Annotated in this window: 13 protein-coding genes; 5 read left to right on the top strand and 8 right to left on the bottom strand. The window is 50.1% G+C overall.

Features of this window, described 5'->3' with window-relative positions:
- Window positions 1-67: 67 nt before the first annotated feature.
- From atpE to DEV76_RS20175, 4 genes are all read right to left on the bottom strand, one after another.
- Window positions 68-328 (bottom strand): ATP synthase F0 subunit C, encoded by a 261-nt coding sequence (atpE, locus tag DEV76_RS20190; RefSeq protein WP_198652147.1) that lies wholly within the window; start codon window positions 326-328, stop codon window positions 68-70.
- Between the two features lie 38 nt (window positions 329-366).
- The gene (gene atpB / locus DEV76_RS20185) at window positions 367-1,485 is read right to left on the bottom strand and encodes a F0F1 ATP synthase subunit A (protein ID WP_394336956.1); all 1,119 of its coding nucleotides are present in this window, start codon (window positions 1,483-1,485) and stop codon (window positions 367-369) included.
- A gap of 266 nt (window positions 1,486-1,751) precedes the next feature.
- The gene (locus DEV76_RS20180) at window positions 1,752-3,518 is read right to left on the bottom strand and encodes an ABC transporter ATP-binding protein (protein ID WP_109699746.1); all 1,767 of its coding nucleotides are present in this window, start codon (window positions 3,516-3,518) and stop codon (window positions 1,752-1,754) included.
- A gap of 382 nt (window positions 3,519-3,900) precedes the next feature.
- A complete protein-coding gene (locus DEV76_RS20175) occupies window positions 3,901-6,087 on the bottom strand; it encodes a hypothetical protein (RefSeq protein ID WP_109699745.1) in 2,187 nt (728 codons plus the stop codon).
- A 350-nt stretch (window positions 6,088-6,437) separates the two neighbouring features.
- Between DEV76_RS20175 and DEV76_RS20170 the strand changes: the two genes are divergently transcribed.
- The 5 genes from DEV76_RS20170 (at window position 6,438) to DEV76_RS20150 (ending at window position 9,665) form a co-directional block, all read left to right on the top strand.
- Complete coding sequence (locus DEV76_RS20170) at window positions 6,438-7,127, top strand: response regulator transcription factor (protein WP_109699744.1); 690 nt, start codon at window positions 6,438-6,440, stop codon at window positions 7,125-7,127.
- A 132-nt stretch (window positions 7,128-7,259) separates the two neighbouring features.
- The gene (locus DEV76_RS20165; protein WP_109699743.1) at window positions 7,260-8,312 is read left to right on the top strand and encodes a sensor histidine kinase; all 1,053 of its coding nucleotides are present in this window, start codon (window positions 7,260-7,262) and stop codon (window positions 8,310-8,312) included.
- Window positions 8,313-8,371: 59 nt separating this feature from the next.
- Window positions 8,372-8,776: a hypothetical protein gene (locus tag DEV76_RS20160; RefSeq protein WP_109699742.1), complete on the top strand. Its 405-nt coding sequence runs from the start codon at window positions 8,372-8,374 to the stop codon at window positions 8,774-8,776.
- A 68-nt stretch (window positions 8,777-8,844) separates the two neighbouring features.
- Window positions 8,845-9,243: a hypothetical protein gene (locus DEV76_RS20155; RefSeq protein ID WP_109699741.1), complete on the top strand. Its 399-nt coding sequence runs from the start codon at window positions 8,845-8,847 to the stop codon at window positions 9,241-9,243.
- Window positions 9,244-9,269: 26 nt separating this feature from the next.
- Window positions 9,270-9,665, top strand: a complete 396-nt coding sequence (locus DEV76_RS20150) for a hypothetical protein (RefSeq protein ID WP_109699740.1) — start codon at window positions 9,270-9,272, stop codon at window positions 9,663-9,665.
- Window positions 9,666-9,682: 17 nt separating this feature from the next.
- On the opposite strand, the gene DEV76_RS20145 is transcribed toward DEV76_RS20150, so the two are convergent.
- The 4 genes from DEV76_RS20145 to DEV76_RS20130 form a co-directional block, all read right to left on the bottom strand.
- Window positions 9,683-11,020: a porin gene (locus DEV76_RS20145; protein ID WP_232826999.1), complete on the bottom strand. Its 1,338-nt coding sequence runs from the start codon at window positions 11,018-11,020 to the stop codon at window positions 9,683-9,685.
- 91 nt (window positions 11,021-11,111) lie between these two features.
- Window positions 11,112-12,515 (bottom strand): hypothetical protein, encoded by a 1,404-nt coding sequence (locus tag DEV76_RS20140; RefSeq protein WP_109699739.1) that lies wholly within the window; start codon window positions 12,513-12,515, stop codon window positions 11,112-11,114.
- 98 nt (window positions 12,516-12,613) lie between these two features.
- Window positions 12,614-15,436 (bottom strand): TonB-dependent receptor, encoded by a 2,823-nt coding sequence (locus DEV76_RS20135; protein ID WP_109699738.1) that lies wholly within the window; start codon window positions 15,434-15,436, stop codon window positions 12,614-12,616.
- 158 nt (window positions 15,437-15,594) lie between these two features.
- Entirely contained in the window at window positions 15,595-15,978 is a 384-nt protein-coding gene (locus DEV76_RS20130; RefSeq protein ID WP_198652146.1) for a hypothetical protein, read from the bottom strand.
- Between the last annotated feature and the right edge of the window lie 47 nt (window positions 15,979-16,025).

Below are 16,025 nucleotides of genomic sequence, written 5' to 3'. Positions count from 1 at the left end.
TTGTGCGTAAAATAGAGATTACTGCATCCTTTGCCCTTTGCGCGGGATGCAGTAAAAAGTTCTGCGATTACAGTACTACTGCGAGCAGGCCAGCGATAACGCCGAACAGGGCAACACCCTCTACCAGCGCCGCAGCCAGGATCATGTTAGCACGGATCTCGTTAGCAGCTTCAGGCTGACGAGCGATGGACTCCAGAGCGCTCTTACCGATGTTACCTACACCGATACCAGCTGCGATAGCAGCAATACCAGCACCAACAGCACCACCAGCTTTAGCCAGGCCAGAAGCTTGTTCAGCAGCCTGCATCATTACAGTTAAAAGTTCCATGATGAATTGTGTATTTGAATTTTAGATTAAACGTTTGATTAGTGATGATCGCCCTGATGCTCCATGGCCTGACCAATGAATACAGCGGTAAGGTTGGCAAAAATGAACGCCTGAATGAAAGCTACCAGCAATTCCAGCAGCATCATCACGATGTTGAACGCGATGGTGATGGGAAGGAAGCCGTAACCCGCAACTTTACTCAGGGATCCGAATATAAACACAAGGGAAATAATGCTCAGGATGATGATGTGGCCCGCCAGGATGTTGGCGAAAAGTCGAATCATCAGGGAAATCGGTTTGGTAAACACACCGATCAGCTCCACCGGCGCCAAAATGATCTTCACACCGCCGGGTACCGGAGGATTGAAGATGTGCGCCCAGAAGTGACGGTTGGTGGCAGCCATCATGGCAATGAAAGAAATCAGTGCCAGCGCAGCAGTTACCGCTATATTACCCGTTACGTTAGCCGAACCGGGTACCAGACCCAGCAGGTTGTTGATCAGGATAAAGAAGAAAATAGTCAGAATGAAAGGAGTGTACTTCTCACCTTTAGCACCGGGGATGTTCGGGCGAACAACCTCATCACGCATAAAGATGATAACCGGCTCCACCAGGCTCTGGAAGCCTTTAGGCGCCTGACGGTGACCGCGGAGGCGGTACGCCTTGGCTACCTGCAGCATCAGGAACACCAGCAATGCCGAACCAAACAGCAGGAATGCAATGTTCTTGGTGATAGACCAGTCGTAGATCTTCTCCCCGGTAGGGTTATCCTGCCCATCCACCGCAATCACACTACCCTCAGGGTACTGCGCAGCAGTCAGATGTTTGGACGCCAGGTAATGCGCATCCACCAGACGGTAACCATCAAATGATGAATGACCATGATGGAAGTTAGAGGAAGAAAACATGGAAAGCCCCCGCGCCGGATTATAAATAATCACAGGCAAAGGAACTGTTACATGAACATCTCCCACATCCAGGATATGCCAGTCATGTGCATCCTTCACGTGGCCAAGAATTACTTCTTTGGCGTTAAAACCTTTCTTTTCTTCATGACCTTCTGATGCATAGGCAGTGGTAAATGTACCGCAAACGGTCATAAAAAATACCGTTATCAGGGCTACCAGCTTATATTTGAACCGATTCAAGGAAACCACGTTTTTCTGAAATTTTGTGCAAAGGTAACCGATTTTACATTAAATAGTATGGGACGATAAAAAAACTGACGAGGATCATGTCGCCACCCCTTCATTCCCTCAACATATTCATTATCAGCGCCTAAAATGACAAAGACCCGCCTAAACGGCAGGTCCTACCACTTCTTTTCAACACTCCCGATGGCATTTTTTATCACCATCCCACCCTTAGCGTATTTTCAACAATAAGTGTTTTTACTGTTCTTATTAAGAAATTAAATAATGCCTCATGCCGTACTTCCCGTTGCCTGAAACTGCATCATATACAGTTTGTGGTAATACCCCTCCAGCTTCAGCAACTCATCATGCGTTCCGGCCTCCCGCACCTCTCCCTTATCCAGCACTATAATCTGATCCGCCTTACTGATCGTACTCAGCCGGTGCGCAATAACAATAGCGGTACGCCCCGCAATCAACTTCCCGATCGCATGCTGTATCAGCTGCTCCGATTCCGTATCTACCGACGAGGTAGCCTCGTCCAGTATAAGCACCGCCGGATCGTACAGCAGCGCCCTGATAAAGGATATCAATTGCCGTTGCCCCAGCGACAGCGTGCTTCCGCGCTCCATCACCGGGTAATCGTACCCGCCGGGCAGTTGCAGGATGAAATCATGCATCCCTATCAGCTTTGCCGCCCCTTCCACCTGCTCCCGCGTAATGGCAGGGTTCCGCAGGGTAATATTGTCGTATATAGACCCGGAGAACAGGAACACATCCTGGAGTACTACCCCTATCCTGCTCCGCAGTTCCCCCAGCCGGTAATCTTCCAGCTTCACCCCGTCGATGGTAATCGCCCCTTTCTGGATCTCATACAGCCGGTTGAGAATGCTGATGATGGTGGTTTTACCACTTCCCGTATGCCCCACCAGCGCAATGGTTTGCCCCGGCTTAGCGTGGAAACTAACGTCTTTCAGCACATACCGGTCATCTTTATAGGCAAACCACACCCGGTCGAACCGGATATCGCCCTTCATCCCTTCCGCGGTATGGGTACCATGGTCGGGCATAAACTCTTCGCTGTCCAGCAGCTTGAACACTCTTTCGCTGGCCACCATCCCCATCTGCAGGGTATTAAACTTATCGGCGAGTATACGGAGCGGGCGGAACAGCATGTTGAGATACATGATAAACGCGATCATCACCCCCTGCGTCACTTCATAGTTCAGCACCATGTTAGCGCCCCACCATACCATCAGCCCCAGCGAGATGGCCAGGATAATTTCCACAATAGGGAAAAAGACGGAATAGGCGAAGATGGCATCGATATTGGCTTTGCGATGGTCTTTGTTGATGCTCCGGAATTTCCCGAACTCCCGGTTCTCCGCAGAAAAGGCCTGCACCACCGTCATCCCCGTGATATGCTCCTGCACAAAGGCATTCAGCGCCGCCACGGCATTGCGCACCCGGTGAAACGATTTGTTTACCGCCTCTTTGAACCAGTAGGTGGCCAGTATCAGTACCGGGAACGGACTGAGGCTCACCAGCGTCAGCCGCCAGTCTTCCGCAAACATCACCCCAAGTATAGCCATGATCATCAGCACATCCGCCACAATGGAGATGATCCCTTCCGAGAATATATCGTTGATGGCTTCAATATCATTGATGGTCCGGGTGGTAAGGGTGCCTATGGGCGTACGGTCGAAGAAGCCCAGGTTAAGGCGTACCACTTTCCGGTATACCGCCACCCGCAGATCCTTGATCACCGATTGCCCGAGCCAGTTGGTAATGTAGGAGAAGAAGAACCGCACGGCAGTTTCCACCAGCAGCAAACCTATTTGCACAATGGTGATCACCACCAGCATCTGCGCCCACTGGTTGGTGATGTACTTATCCACCGTTTGCTGGATCAGCCAGGGCCTCACCGGGGAGATGAGTGCCAGCAGCACCGTCAGGAACATGGACACGTAAAAATAGCGCCGGTAGGGCGCCGCAAATGAGAATACGCGCTTCAGTAAGCTGAAGTCAAAAACCCGCCTGGACTTGTCTTTATTCATCCCTGTAAAAGTAAACGCTAATTCCCAGAAAGCAAAAAGCCCCCTCCCGGCAACATACTTCTGCTTCCTCCCGGTTTGCTGTGTTAAAAACCATCAGCTGCACCAGTAACCCGAAGGTCGGTTAAAGGGTACTTAAAGCAGGTTTAAAGAAGGTTTAAAGCATACTTAATGTATATCGAATGTATATAGAAGGGTCCTTTACACCCTCTTTAACCATTAATTATCAATACATTAACCCATAACTTCACTACTGTCAAGTACTGAAATACCCTAAGTATTGTCTCAAATCGGGGTGAAAGGTGGTGAAAGTGCAATACCAGGGGGCACATAAAAAAGGCCGCCTCAAACGAATGAGACGGCCGCTGTAAATATCTAAAACATGTTAGTTCTCGTCTTTCATCACCTGGCGGTAAGCCTTGATGAAGATGGCTCCGAGGTTTTTATGCGGGGGTACATAGTCATCGAAAAGGGCTTTGTTGGCAGTGTCTGCAGCAAATTTGCGGCTGAGGCCTGCCCACATCTGCACCCAGTCTACATTCTTACCGGCGCGGATCAGGTCTTCGAGGCTGCGGATGATAGGCTCGTTTACCCAGCGGGTACCCACCTGCTTGGAAGAAATGATGTGCGCTTCAGGCGCCTTTTCCAACACGGTTGCCAGGTTGTGGTAACCACCGCAGGAACCCAATACCACGATGCGGGCGGTGCTCTGCAGGTTATCCAGCGTAGTATTCACGTGGTAGCTGTGACCACGGTGAATGAAGATAGTAGGATGAATATCTTTCTCATCGAGGTACTGCCCCAGTTTCTCGATGGCAGTTTTATCTTCCGGCTCTTTCAGCGGGTTATTGGCAAAAATAGTAGTGGGCTTGCCTTTGGCGGATGTGATGGTTGTCCAGTGGGCATTCTTGCTCACGTTCCACTCCCCTTTCGGGAAGTTACCCATGAAGCTGGCATACGAACTGATACCGTCTTCATCGCCATAGAAAAACACCTGCTGGTAAATACGCCCGCTGTCGCTGGGAAGCATGGCAAACTCCACGTAGTTAATGGGAGGCAGCTGCAGCTTGGAGCTCATGTCAGACGCCCAGGAGCTGTCGTTACCATGCCCTTCTTCCATGAAAATACTGTTGAGCAGCGAATAGATGGTAACGCCGCGCTTGTCGTTTTTAGACTGAACGAAGCTGAGGTTCTTCCGTACTTCTTCCCGGAGGAACTCCAGCAGTTTGGGATCGCGGATAGAGCCAAACGAGTTGGCAACGTCCACGGCATCTTCCAGATCTTCCGTCTTTTCCAGACTGCGAACGAACTTCACCATGAGGTAATTGGCGTTCTCCCCTTCCATCGACTTCAGGAAGTGATCGAGGGTATTGAAACCGGCCGCCATGGCGATGAATTTCTTAAACCGGTCGAAGCTGACGAGCAGCAACAGGCTGTCGCCCCGGGGAGGTTTCATACGCAGCATCATCTGGTCATACAAACCCTGCTTGGCGGCATTGGTGTAGCTGGAAGTATATAGTTCTTCCTGACCGTTGATGATCAGGTAATACAGTTCTTCGGGGGTAAAATCTTTCACGATGCGGAAGCGGATGGCATGGCTTTCATCGTGGAGATCGTTGATTTCGCGGATGTACCGGAGGGATTTGGCCCGCATGTTTTCATGCATGGCTTTCAGGCCCATGATGTTGGCACCTTCGGCCCTCTTCCGCTGGAGTACGATGGAGGTGTGTACCATGAGGCGGAAATACGCATCATCGTTTTCCACAGCCCTTTCCAGTTCGGGGATGGTGGCAGAGCCATCGAGCAGCTGGTCGATGAAAGGCATGAGCTTGGTAGACTGGCTGCTTTTGCCGATTGCCACGATCTGCTGCACCAGGGGGTCCTGATTGCGGCGGATGGCGGAAGCGGTGGGGGTGTAAGACGTGGCGTAGGTAAGCACCTGGTTGGGGTACTTCTTAGCTACGGCGGCCACTATGGAGTCGGTTACGGGGTACTCGAGGTAGGGGCCCAGCTTGGGCATGATCTCTTCCAGGTTCTTGAAAGCGAACTTGGAGAACATTTCCGCCCGCGACTCTTTATAGCCGGGGTTATCATGGAAAGCATCGATCACCTTTTCGCCCGCCTCAAAGCTGAGGGTTTTGGCAATGGGGTAAATGCTTTTCCCTTTGATGTCGGCCTTCATCATCTGGTGGTATGCCTGCAGCATGGCCGGCGCCTCTTCAGCATCGATCCTGTTGTATGCACGTTTAACGTTGTAATCGCGGAGGGTTTGGTGGAGGCCGGAAAGGTATTTCACTTTCAGCCGGTGATCCAGTGAGGTATCGGTCTCAATTTCCAGCTGCATATTATCCACCAGTTTGGTGAGAGCGCTGGTTACCTGGAGGTTCATGTTCTCGTCGTCGCCGACTTTCACGTAATTATCCTGCTTACCGTCCAGCTTATCGGCATTGAGCTGCTCCTTGTCAATATTGTCATGGAAGCCCTGCCGGTTAATGGGGATCTGTACTTTCTGACCATAACTCCAACCACTGTAGATAATGCCTAAAGATATGATTAGTAATGCTTTTTTCATATATGTGTGTTACGCCTATGCTATACTGCAAATTTACTACCAATTCTACCGAATAAGCAATGCTGTCGCAGGCATATAGAACAAATTATATGTGTTTTGTGTTAGATATCCGTCCGCATAGGCACCACACCGGCATGTTTGCGCATTTTAGGCGGGAGGTAAGAATTTTTAAGGAGGAAAAGACCTGCCGGAATGTCTTGCCTGCGGCGCCCCGTAAAGGGCCAAAATGCGTACCTTGCGGGCGTATAGGCGATTTGAGGGACGGACTGAATTAACAATTACATAATGTTATCTTTTCATGAAACGGGAATGAGCTGATTAATTTTGTGCCGTCTTTAAACACCCAAATTATGTTGATGGAACCAGCAGTAGCAGTAGGTAAAATTCTGGTAGTAGATGACGAAGCGGATATCCTCGAGATCATCAGCTACAACCTCAAGAGCGCGGGGTATGAGACAGTGACGGCGAAAGATGGTCTTGAGGCCATCCAGAAGGCTAAAATCTTCCGTCCCGACCTGATCATGCTGGATATCATGATGCCCAACAAGAACGGTATAGATACCTGCCGTGAGTTGCGCCGCCTCCCCGAGTTCAAGGAAACCATGGTACTGTTCCTCACCGCTCTCAATGATGAGAAGAGTGAAATAGAAGGACTGAATATGGGTGCCGATGATTACATCGCCAAACCCATTAAACCCCGGCTCCTCGTTTCCCGCATCAACGCCCTGTTCCGCAGGCTTAATAAAACCGAAGAGCAGCAACTCCACCTCGGCGATCTGATCATCGACCGGGAAAAATTCACCGTTACCTACAAAGGCACCGAGATCATCCTTGCTAAAAAAGAGTTCGAACTGCTGCAGTTACTGGCTTCCAAGCCCGGCCGCGTGTTCCTCCGCAACGAGATCCTGAACCAGGTATGGGGTACCGAAGTAATCGTGGGCGACCGTACTATCGACGTGCACATCCGCAAGATCCGTCAGAAGCTGGGGGTAGACCTGATTACCACCGTAAAAGGCGTAGGCTACAAATTCGAACTGTAAACACTTTTTTTTATTCTTTTCCCAACTCCTGTATCCGCACCAGTGTGGCAACCGGCCCTGTGAATTATGGCAAGCACAAGTAAAAAAAATAATCTAACTTCCAGCTATTACAACCTACACGCTCTCTGGAGTATGCTGAAAGCCAAAAACCTGTCGCCACAAAAGCTCGCCGCATTTACTGCGACCATCCTGTCCATCGTAATGGCCTTTGGATGTTTCGTCATCGGCGCCACCCTAAAGGAAACCCTCATCGCCCTCGGCCTCACTTTCCTCGTGGCTTATTTCCTTTACCTCTATACCCTGCAGAACTTCATCTACAGGAAGATCAAGCTCATCTACAAATTCATTTACCAGACCAAAGCCTCCAAGCGGGAAGATTTTTTCAATAAAAACATCCTCCCTCTTAAAACCATCGAGGAAGTAAGTGAAGACGTGGAGAAATGGGCTTCGCAGAAGAAGGAAGAACTGGAGAACCTCCGCCGCAACGAGGCCTTCCGCAAAGAGTTCCTCCTCAATCTATCCCACGAACTCAAAACCCCCATCTTCGCAGTACAGGGTTATATCCATACTCTGCTGGACGGGGCCATAGACGATCCCAACGTCAACAAGGTATTCCTTAAAAACGCCACCAAGAATATCGACCGCCTTTGCCGACTGATCGATGACCTCGACGAAATCTCCAAGCTCGAAAGCGGGGAAATGACCATCACGAAGGAACAGTTTGTGATTCAGGATCTTATACGCGATGTATTCGATACCCTCTCCATTAAGGCTAAACAGAAAGAAATCAAGTTCGGCATCAAGAAAGGATGCGAAGCCCCCATCCAGGTATATGCTGACAAGGAGAAGATACGTCAGGTGCTGATTAACCTCATCGAAAACTCCGTTAAGTACGGTAAGCCCGACGGACAAACCATTGCCAGCATTTACAATATGGACGGCAAGCGCGTACTGGTAGAAATCTCCGACACCGGCATCGGCATGGCTGAAGAACACCTGCCCCGGGTATTCGAACGCTTCTACCGGACAGACCGTGCCCGTAGCCGCGATATTGGCGGTACCGGCCTTGGCCTTGCCATTGTAAAGCACATTGTGGAAGCACATGAACAGACCATCAATGTGCGCAGTAAGGTAGAAGTAGGCTCCACCTTCGGCTTTACCCTCGAGCTCGGCCGCGAAAGTTAGCCTGTAACTTTTACCGCCATCTGCCGTTTAACAGGGAAACAACCAAAATATTTTCCCTTATGAAACGCATGCTCCTGTTCGCATTCCTTGCAATCAGCTTCATTACTGTCTCCAGTTGTAAAAAAAGTAAAGCCCCCGCCTTCGATGGCCCATCCAATCTTGTGAGTGGTAAATGGCACCCCAACCTTTCCAATGTATCTGTGGCAGCCGGTGTTATAATCCCCGTTTTCAAATTCGGAACAGATTACAATTATGAAAAGGTTTACGGCAATACAAATGATCCACATATTGAAAGGGGCACCTATACCACAATTACACTTGAAAACCCTGATGCTCACTCAATTATCCTGAAGCCCAGGGGCGGTGCTGAGTATACCATTCAATTAAAGGAGTATAAGGACAGCTCCGCCATCTTCAGGTATGGCGAGTACCAGGTACACCCTTTCCGCTATAACAGGAAGTAAAGCATTAGAATCCGGGTGCTATATCTGCCTCCGGTAGCGTATCTTTAATAAGGACTTAAATTCCCCTTATGAAGTCATTATTCCTGTTCCTGACCATTGCAGCATGTGCCTGCCTTTTTTCCTGCAGTAAAGATAAAAGCCCTGACTTTGGAGGTACCCCCACTCCCATCAGCGGGATCTGGACATTAGACCAGACTGCTGCAGGTGCATTCCTCGGTGCTGCGCTGGCGCCCCGTTACGGATTCGGTACCGATAACAAGTATGAGATCGTATCAGGTACTGTAGAAGAGCCCGACATCAGGCGCGGTACTTATACCTTTGAGCAAACAGGCGGAACCAATGGCGGATATACGCTTACCATGACACCCCGCAATGGCAGTCCCGCTACCATACACTTTACAAAAATTACCGACAAAGTCATCTATACAGGCACGGAACCTAACCTGCGGCGCTACTTCTACAGATGATAGCCTCCCGCATAAATCAATTTCGAATGAAACACATGCTTATCGCCTGCGCGCTTATCGCAGGAGCGTTTTTATCCGGGTGCAAAAAAGAAGGAAACGATCCGGAGATAATTGTTTGTCCGCCACCAGGCAGCAGCCCTATAAACGGGAAATGGATCATGTCCACCGCCAATGTGAATATGCTGCAGGGAGCCATTGTACCGGAATACACGTTTACAAACGAAGTATTCACCTACCTGGATGGCATGCAACATGCGCCCAAAACGGAGTCGGGCACATTCACGATGAAGTGGCACGGGAATAATGAACCGCGTTACACTGTAACGCTGAAACCTAAGGGTGGTGCAGAACGCACTATTGAAGTAAACTTTGTGTCTGATAAACAGTTCAGCTCAGGCATGCTTACCTGGATCCGGAAGTAAATCGACCTGCCCGGTGATCAGAAGCGGTATTGCAGCCGTGCGGTAAATACGTTGTCTGCAATATCGTCTTCAAAACCTTCCAGCGAAGTGCCTTCGTTCCAGACACGGTCGTACCAGAAGGTGGCTTTCATATTTTCATTGAAATATAATACATACCCAAAGCCGAAAGTATCGAAACGGATATCTGCAGGCGTCAGGTATTTGGCCGCTGCATCTCCGATCTGGCGGCCTTTTACCTGCCGGTTAGGATCGTACCAGTCGTATTTCATTACCAGCTGGTGCCTGGGGTTTCCCAGGTGCTGGAGGAAGGAAAAATATGCGCCGTCGAACGGGCGGATGTATAATGGTGCGAAAGCACCGTTCTTATCTACCGGAATAGTACCGGGCGTTTCCGTATCTGTTTGCGTGGAAGTCTGATGCCCGCGGATATATTCCGCACGGAACTGCGTGATACCGCGCTTACCCCCGTTAGGGATTACCAGCTGGGCGTCTCCCCCGTAATACTTTCGCGGGGCTATGGCGCCTACGTTTGTAGCAGCAGAGTCAACGGTAAAGTCTGTCTTGCCACCTTCCATCTTATAAATCTTCTTTGTAAACTGTTCCATCCCCCCATATAGTATGCTGCCTCCGAAAGAGAGCAGCCAGCCGCTGGCATTGATGGCTTTGGGCTTCATGGCTACCCGTGCAATGAGGTCTTTATGGCTGTCGAAGTCCGAAGGGCCTGAAAGCCCCTGGCCGTTGAACAGGCCTACATCTACTTTCAGGTAATGGAGGGGGTGCGATTTCGAACGTGGTTCAAAAGTGAGCATTCCGCCCATATCGCGCTCGCTGCGCATGAGGATCTGGCTCATACGGCCACGCTCCGGCGCTTCACGGTCGCCGGAAGAGAGGTTTACCTCGTAGCCGAACGGCCGGGCAAACATCCCCATGGTAAGGGCCATAACATCCCACTTCCCATCAAATACACGGCCCCAGAAGTCACGGATATTCACCCCGCGCTCGGTACCATCGAACTGGAATACGAACTGTACGGTGGGGAGGTTACGTTTGTTGAAGTGGGCATAATCGAACCGCACGCGGCCGCGGCGGAGCATAAAGCGGTTATCGGTCTGTTTATTAAAGTCTCCCCCGGAATAGCTTTCAATGCCTTTATGGGATGCGTACTGGAACTGGGGCTGCATATACCCGCTGATACGGAGGTGGTCGTACCGTTTATAGATGGAGATCATCCCCTTACCCAGACTGGTAGTGGTATCGATCATATCCATCAGGAACTGGGCTTTTACGGAAAAAGCCGCCAAACTGAGAAATAATGCCAGAAACCCTGTCCGAACCGTTGTACGCAATGCCTTCATCGCGCAAAAATACGGAACGCATCCCGGCAAACAAAACGCCCGGGCTTATGGCCCGGGCGCTGTAGTTTATAACGATTCGACAGATGCGTTATTAGTAAGCCTGCTGATTGGGGTTGAAAACTGCCCAGCCTGCCATCCAGTTCTCGGTACCGAAAGCACCACGGAAATTCTCCGTTTTGATGCCGGTAGCGGTCTGGAAAGTACCTGTAAGGGCCGGAGTACCGGCTTTAGGCAGGAAGTTGGGAGTGGTCAGGTTGAAGGGATCGTTCAGGCCCACAGCATCTGCATTGGCGGCTACCAGGTTAAACTGGCCGGCAGCTTCTGCTTTAGCTTTAATGAGGAGGGCTGCGGCTGCGATCATCTGGCCCTGTACGTCTTTAGTGATCGGGTCAGCAGGGAACTGAGCACCGGTGAGGATGCGGGCAGTAGCAGAGTCTGTAGTGAAAGGCTTGGTTACTGCAAACACGATGTTGTTCCTGAAAGAAGAAGTACCTGCGTTGAAGGCGTCGTAAGAGGATTTAGACTCTACAGACAGGCCGCCTTTCTGAGAACCCAGGATAATGGAGTTCAGGAAAGTGAAACGGGTAGATCTTCTCCAACGGTTACCATAGTTGTGGTTAGAAGCAGTACCCGCAGCGTTATTGGGCCCGATGATAGTCATATTGGAAATCACCGGATGGGTGAAAGGCTCGGCCTGGGTGCTGGAACCATCGTTATCGCACTCGATGCCATTACCGGCATCTCCCGGATCAACGAAAGTAGGGATACGGAGCGCTACTGCGTACTGTACGGTTCCACGGTATCCGAAGTCAAAATCGAAATCATCGTCTGCAGTGCCGTAAGCTACCAGGTGGGTAGGACTTACAGTGCCGCCAAAGAATTCGAAAGCATCGTCGTTAGCGTATGAAGTCATTACATGATCGATCACCGTACCGCGGCCAACTGCACCCAGTGTGAGGGCATTGATCTCAGAGTTAGGCTGGGCAGCGATACCTGCGTATTCGATACGAACATATTTCAGGATACCGGAGTTATCATCGTCGTCGTTACCACCATAAGGACGGCCTACACCGCCTTCGATCTGGGGTTCGGTGCTACGGTTGGTTTTGGCACGGCCAAGGATGATGATACCACCCCAGTCGCCGGGGTTACGCTGGCCGGCAGCTTTACCGGAAGTAAATACGATAGGCTTGGCGGCAGTACCGGTGGCAAATATTTTGGCGCCACGCTCAATAATCAGCGCGCCTTTCTCAGTGATATCACTTTTAATGATGGTACCTTCCTGGATAGTGAGGGTAGTGCCTTCTTTAAAGTACACATAACCTTTCAGGGTCCATACTTTATCGTTCGTAAGCGTCTTGCTCGTTGTCTGTTCTCCGCTCAGCGTGGTTGGCTGGTCCGGCGTCAGATCTTCGTCGTCAGTATCATTGTTACGGCAGGAAGAGAGCGCTACCGCAGCACCTAAAGTAAAAGCAAAGAATTTTACAAGTTTCATTCGAACAGATTTTCAGTGATTGAATTGCAGTGCAAAAGTGCTGAGTGTATGTTATGCATACTTTAACGCAGCGTTATGAAATTGTTACTGTACCTCGTTTATTTGTTCTTTCCCAAACCAAACTGGTAAGTGAAATTCAACGAAATGTTTGTACCCGGGCGGAGGGAGTTGATGATCTGATCAACGCCTTCTTTATAAGCCTTTTTACCGTCGTTGTTTTGATAGAAGAGCACCTTCTGATTCAGCAGGTCGCTCACATTGAGCCTCAGCTCTCCTTTCTTCTTCAGTATCTTCTTACCAACCTGTAAATCGATCAGGTCGCGGCCTTTCTCATAAATGTGCTCATATCCTTCGAAGCCTACGAGGTATACACGTTGCCCCATTTTGTTATACAGCATCCCGAAGGTGAGATCGGTTTCAGGCTGCACATACTGGATACCGGCATTGATGAGGTAAGGGCTCTGCCCCTGCAGGCCACGCTGTGCCAGCTGGTCTGAAGTAAGCCCCTGCAGGTCTACAGAAGAATGGATGTAGGAGAAGTTTGCGAATGCAGTTGTATTATCGAAGAAAGGCTCGCTGGAAAGGAAGTCAAGCTTCTTGCGGAACTCCAGTTCAAAACCGTAAGACTGTGCTTTGGGTACGTTCTGGAACAGGATCTGACGACGGTTAGGGGTAGATCCCGGATCTACTACCTGCTCAATCGCATCCTGGAAATGCTTGAAGAAAACGGAAGCCGTGATCGCCTCCCCTACACCCGGGTACAGTTCATATCGCAGATCGGCATTGGTGATCAGTGCGCGCTTCAGGTTCGGGTTACCGATCATGCTGCTGTAGGTTACGAAGTCGTAGAAAGAGAAATAGCTCAGCTCACGCAGCTCCGGACGGGATACCGTTCTGCTGCCACTCAGGCGGAGGTTCGACTTATCGTTCAATGCATAGGAAATATTGGCACTGGGCAGCAGGTCAAAGAAAGTAACGTCCTGCTTAACTCGTTTACCGGAGAAATCGGCCGTGCGGATAAACTGATAGTAAGACTCACCACGTGCACCCCAAACTACACGTACCTTTTCACCGATCTTATTATCGAACTGTACATATCCTGCAACGAGGTCAGAGGTAGCGCTGTATTTGTCGGAGTTGTTGGTGATCTCATCCATACGCAGGCCGTTTGCACGGATATTGTTCTGCGCGAAGATTTCGCCGGGAGACAATTTCAGTATCTCCTGATCGTAGCCGGTATTAACACCCACATATCCGAGGATGCGTGCGCTGAAATCGCGTTGGCGGTAAAGTTTCTGTCCACCTAATTTCACGCTTTGCTTCACACCGGAGATATTGAACGGAACCGTCAGTGAACCCGTTCCGCCAATGCCATACTCTTCGAGAGAAGACCAGAAGCGGGAAACGTTCCGGGCTGCAGTATTAACAGGGATCATAGCCTTGAAAGTGTCTGCAGGGTTAAAGCTGCGCTTATAAGTGAGCACTTTCATATCGGGCTGGTCGCGGTTTGTGAGAGAGTAGTTCACGTTCCAGTCCAGCTTCCAGTCGCGGGAATTCAGTTTGTGGCTGCCTTCCAGCTGGGAGTTGAGCATGGTCTTGATGGTCATATCCTGGCCATAACTCAGCTGCTCACCGTTGATATCGTTGTTGCTGCCTGAGCGGAAGATGTAGTTGTTATCGAGGATACGGTTAAAGATGTTCTTGAACGAGATCTTATTGTTACGCTTCACATAAGTGAAGTTGGCAATAGCACCGAGACTGGTATTGTACTTATACAATTCTTCCCCGAAGTTAAAGCTGCGTACTTTGCCGGATTCATAATCGGAACGCTCGCCTTTCTGAATGTTTTCAGAATTGCGGTAGGTAACGCTGATGATGCTTCCGAAAGATCCGTCTTTCTTCAGACGGATACGGTTGCCCCAGGTAACCTGGTAGCTTTGCGCAGGCAATGCCTTACCCTGGTTGCTTATTCCCCAGTTGTTCTTGAAGTCGCGGGAGAGCGACAGTTGATTGTCGAGGCTCAGGGCTGCATACTTGCCGCGGGTAGACGGGAAGGAAGAAGGCAGTTTGCGTGCACCGTCATCAAATGTGAGCCAGTCGGTTTTACCACGCTCCATGCTCTGGGTTTCCTTGAAAGTGGTCTGGCTGTTATAGCCCAGGCCAATGTTGAAGGAAAGGAAGTTTTCGGTGGGAATGTCTTTGGTATATACCTGAACAAGGCCGCCTGCGAAGTCTGCGGGCATTTCGGGAGAGGCCGTTTTGTTGATAACGATGTTATCGATCAGGTTAGAAGGAATGAGGTCGAATGAGAATGCTTTACGGTCAGGCTCAGTGCTGGGCAGCATGGCATTGTTGATCGTAGCGGTATTGTAACGGTCGTTGAGGCCGCGTACAATGATGTATTTATTATCCTGAATGCTGGCGCCGCTTACGCGTTTGAGCACTTCAGAAGTGTTACGGTCCGGGCTGCGGCGGATGCTTTCGCCGGAAATACCGCTGGAGATGCTGGGGTTATTCTTTTGCGCAACATAGAGGGCGTTGATGGTTTCCTGTTTGTAGGAACCGCGTATCACCACTTCCTGCAGGTCTTTGGACTTAGGTTCGTCCAGCGCAATATCAAGATTGGTAACCTGACCGGTTTTCACCACCACATCGGAGATGGATTTGGTCTGGTAGCCCATATATTTAAAATCGAGGGTGTAGGTACCCGGCGCCAGCTGGAGGATATAACGGCCTTCTACGTCCGTTACGGCGCCTTTGGCAGTGTTTTGAACCATCACGGTCACACCGATCAGGAGTTCGCCTGTTTTTTTGTCTGACAGTTTGCCGGTCACTTTCCCGGATCCATCCTGCGCGAAGACCGGCAGGCAGGCGACACATAAAATCCCGATAATTTGTACAGCAGTAATAATGCGTTTCACGATTTGTGTATTGATTACGGCCGCAAAACTACCATGGTGTCATTACGCCAATGTTAAGCCAATATTACCAGAATGTTAATTGTTAAGAAATCATTAAAGAATTATTAACAACGCAGGGAAACCTGCTGCTGCAGAAGCTTTTAGAGGGGATGCAAAAACTACATCGCCGGGTTACCACCCTGGCGCAGCATCCATTCTACAGGGAGATCTACGCCCCATGAGGGCGGTGGGCTATCAGAAATGGGCGGTAACTGGAACAGGCGGAGACTTTTGTTCATAAAGGGTTTCTGGTTCATGTTGCACAGTTCGAGGGAGAAATGGAACTTCTCTTCCAGCTCTTCTTCGAATTCGCGCAGACTGAGGGTTTCATCGATATGGAATTCCACCATTTCGTCTTCTTCCAGTCCTGCTTCGCGGAGGGTGTTGAAACCATTTGCCAGGGTATGACGGATATATACGGCCGCATTACAGTGGAGTAGCCGCTGTATCTGCATCTGAAAAAGGGATATCGTCATGAGTGGGTGTAGCTTGAGCGTCTTCATCTATGATCGGATCGGTTACTCAAACTTACAGCCGCAGGGTTATGTAA

This window comes from Chitinophaga deserti, assembly GCF_003149455.1.
Taxonomy (GTDB): domain Bacteria; phylum Bacteroidota; class Bacteroidia; order Chitinophagales; family Chitinophagaceae; genus Chitinophaga; species Chitinophaga deserti.
The sequence above is the reverse complement of the archived record's forward strand: the minus strand, read 5'-3'. Positions and strand labels throughout refer to the sequence as shown.